Origin of the sequence: Sphingomonas sp., assembly GCF_035555815.1 — a bacterium.
GTDB lineage: Bacteria > Pseudomonadota > Alphaproteobacteria > Sphingomonadales > Sphingomonadaceae > Sphingomonas.
On sequence record NZ_DATMGG010000142.1, the window covers coordinates 1 to 2,571 of the forward strand.

Annotated in this window: 4 protein-coding genes; all 4 read right to left on the bottom strand. The window is 68.6% G+C overall.

Features of this window, described 5'->3' with window-relative positions; all coding sequences use genetic code 11:
• Positions 1–640: GIN domain-containing protein (locus VNR91_RS08075; protein WP_325490260.1), on the bottom strand; the 640-nt coding region annotated here is incomplete at its 3' end.
• A 163-nt stretch (positions 641–803) separates the two neighbouring features.
• On the bottom strand, positions 804–1,541 hold the full coding sequence (locus tag VNR91_RS08080) for a head GIN domain-containing protein (protein ID WP_325490261.1): 738 nt from the start codon (positions 1,539–1,541) through the stop codon (positions 804–806).
• Between the two features lie 119 nt (positions 1,542–1,660).
• On the bottom strand, positions 1,661–2,194 hold the full coding sequence (locus VNR91_RS08085) for a CarD family transcriptional regulator (RefSeq protein ID WP_325490262.1): 534 nt from the start codon (positions 2,192–2,194) through the stop codon (positions 1,661–1,663).
• A 296-nt stretch (positions 2,195–2,490) separates the two neighbouring features.
• Positions 2,491–2,571: DUF3470 domain-containing protein (locus tag VNR91_RS08090; RefSeq protein WP_325490263.1), on the bottom strand; the 81-nt coding region annotated here is incomplete at its 5' end.

The window sequence follows — 2,571 nt, forward strand, 5'->3', positions numbered from 1 at the left end:
CGATGCGGATCGTTCCGCTGCCCAGCGCGGCGACGGTGGCGCTGGTCCGGGCGGTGAAGCTGGCATCGCCGGCGCTCTGGCCGCTCACCGTCAGCGTATCGGCCGCCATCCCCGTGGCCTCGATCGCGCCCGCGCCGTTGGTCTGGACGCGCGCGACATGCGCCTGCCCGGCCAGCGTGACGCGGCCGGTGCCGACCAGATTGACGTTGAGCTGGTCGGCGTTGATCTCCGCCACGTCGATCGCGCCCGATCCGGTCAGGAACAGGTCGATCCGCTGCGATCGCATCCGCGTCACGCTCAGCCGGCCGCCGCCGCTGACGGTGACTGCCTGGAGCATCGGCACGGTCACGCGCACCGTGGGAGCGCTCGCCTTCGCATCGGGAAAGCCGCCCCAGCCACCGGTGCCGGGCGACACCACCAGCGTGGTGCCGTTGACCCGCAGACTGACGGTGTCGAGCGCGCGGACATCGGCCTCGGCGCGCGCGGCGGCGCTGGCGCCGGTGGTCACTTCGACGTCGAACGGCCCTTCGACGCGGATCCGCTCGAACCCGGTCAGCATGTAGCTGCGTTCGTCCGCACGGGCCGGCGCCGCGCCCAGCGCCACCACGGCCGAAACCAGGATCAGGAGCGGGCGGACCATGGCGGCAGGCTTCGCACCCGCCGCCCGATCATGCAAGCGGCGCGACCGCACCCGCGCGACCAGGCCCGTGCTCCGGCGACGGCCGGGGCGTCGGCCGACGAGCGTAACGGTCTCCAGCGTTGCGGCCTTCGCCGGAGCACGGTTCACGGGAAACGGATCGAACCTATCGCCCGCAGCGGACCTCGCCCGATCCCATCTTGGTGGTGGTGCAATGCGCGCCGGCACCCAGATCGACGTCGCCCGACCCCATCAGCGATACGGTGGCGTTGCCGGTCACATCGGCGCGGACATCGCCCGATCCGGCGATCGAGACGTCGGCGCCCGCCGCCTTCAGCCCCTCGCCGTCGACACCGCCCGACCCGGCAATCGACACCTTGATCCGGTCGGCGCGCCCCTTGAGCGCAATGTCGCCCGACCCGGCAATCGACAGCGCCGCGCTGGCGACGCCGACCTCGCCGATGGTCAGGTCGCCCGACCCCGCGATCGACGCGTCGAGGTTACCGCCGGTGACGCGGTCGACCGTCATGTCGCCCGATCCGGCGACGCTGGCGCCCTTCAGCGCCGGTAACGTGACATAGACCCGCACCGCCTTGCCGTGGTCAGCGCCCCAGCTGAATCCGTCGCGCCGGACGCGGCCCACCTTAAGCGTCGATCCGTCCTTGCGGATGTCCAGCTTGTCCAGCTCGGCGCTCGGCCCCTCGGCGCGGACCGAGAAGGCGGGACCGACCTTGACGTCGACGTCGTCCGAACCGCGCAGGTCGACCGCGTCGAACCCGGCGATCTGGAAACTGCGCGCATCGCCCGATCCGCTGGCCGGCGCCTTCGCCCCGCCCTCATTGCCCATGGCCACCGATCCGCAGGCCGCGAGCGGCAGCGCGGCGAGAACGATCAACAAACGCATCCCATGCCTCCATTCGTGTGTTGGTCAAATAATACACATCGACGACTACAGGCGCAAACGAAAAGGGGGCGGCCGTCGCCGGCCGCCCCCCTTGTCATCCACGTCAGGGTCTTACCCGATCAGGCGACCGCCTTGTCCTTGGCATAGGCAGGTGCCGCCTTGCGCAGGATCTCGAGGATCTTCTCGAGCGCGGTCGGCTCGTCGACCTGCTCCATCGCCGCCAGCTCGCGGGCGAGGCGCGATGCCGCCGCCTCGAAGATCTGGCGCTCCGAATAGCTCTGCTCGGGCTGGTCGTCGGCGCGGAACAGGTCGCGGACCACCTCGGCGATCGACACCAGGTCGCCCGAGTTGATCTTCGCTTCATATTCCTGGGCGCGGCGCGACCACATGGTGCGCTTGACCTTGGGCTTGCCCTTCAGCGTGTCGAGCGCTTCACGCAGCGTCTTGTCCGACGACAGCTTGCGCATGCCGACGCTCTCGGCCTTGTTGGTCGGCACACGGAGCGTCATGCGCTCCTTTTCGAAGCGCAGCACATAGAGCTCGAGGCTCATGCCCGCGATTTCCTGCTTTTGAAGCTCGATGACACGGCCCACGCCGTGCTTGGGGTAAACGACATAATCGCCGACGTCGAAGTACAGCGCCTTGGCAGCCATTCCGTGAAGCCTTTCCGTGATACGGCCCCGAGTAATCGAAGGCCGCACGCCTCGCTCAAGCGAAACGAACGGCCGGGATCGGGGCGGGTGTTCAGCGTCTCCGGGCGAAGGGCGAATCCAATCGGCCTCCGTCGCAGGCTATGTAGCACGCTCGTAATAAAATTACCAGCCCGCCGTCACATTCGGCGTGCAGTTCGCGACAGTTTTCGCCGCGCCGGGCGATCGGAACGATGTGCATCCGGCAATAAAGCACCTGTCGACATCCGGACGACGATGCCGGTCGTCTCGCCCCGGCGTCAGTCGCCGGCGCCGGGTTCGGGCGAGAAATATTTGTCGAACTTGCCCTCTTCGCCCTTGTGCTCGTCGGCGTCGGCCGG

Bases quoted from the DNA above. Each gene is read 5' to 3' on its own strand.
- VNR91_RS08080 (WP_325490261.1), bottom strand. From the start codon at position 1,541: ATGCGTTTGTTGATCGTTCTCGCCGCGCTGCCGCTCGCGGCCTGCGGA.
- VNR91_RS08085 (WP_325490262.1), bottom strand. From the start codon at position 2,194: ATGGCTGCCAAGGCGCTGTACTTCGACGTCGGCGATTATGTCGTTTAC.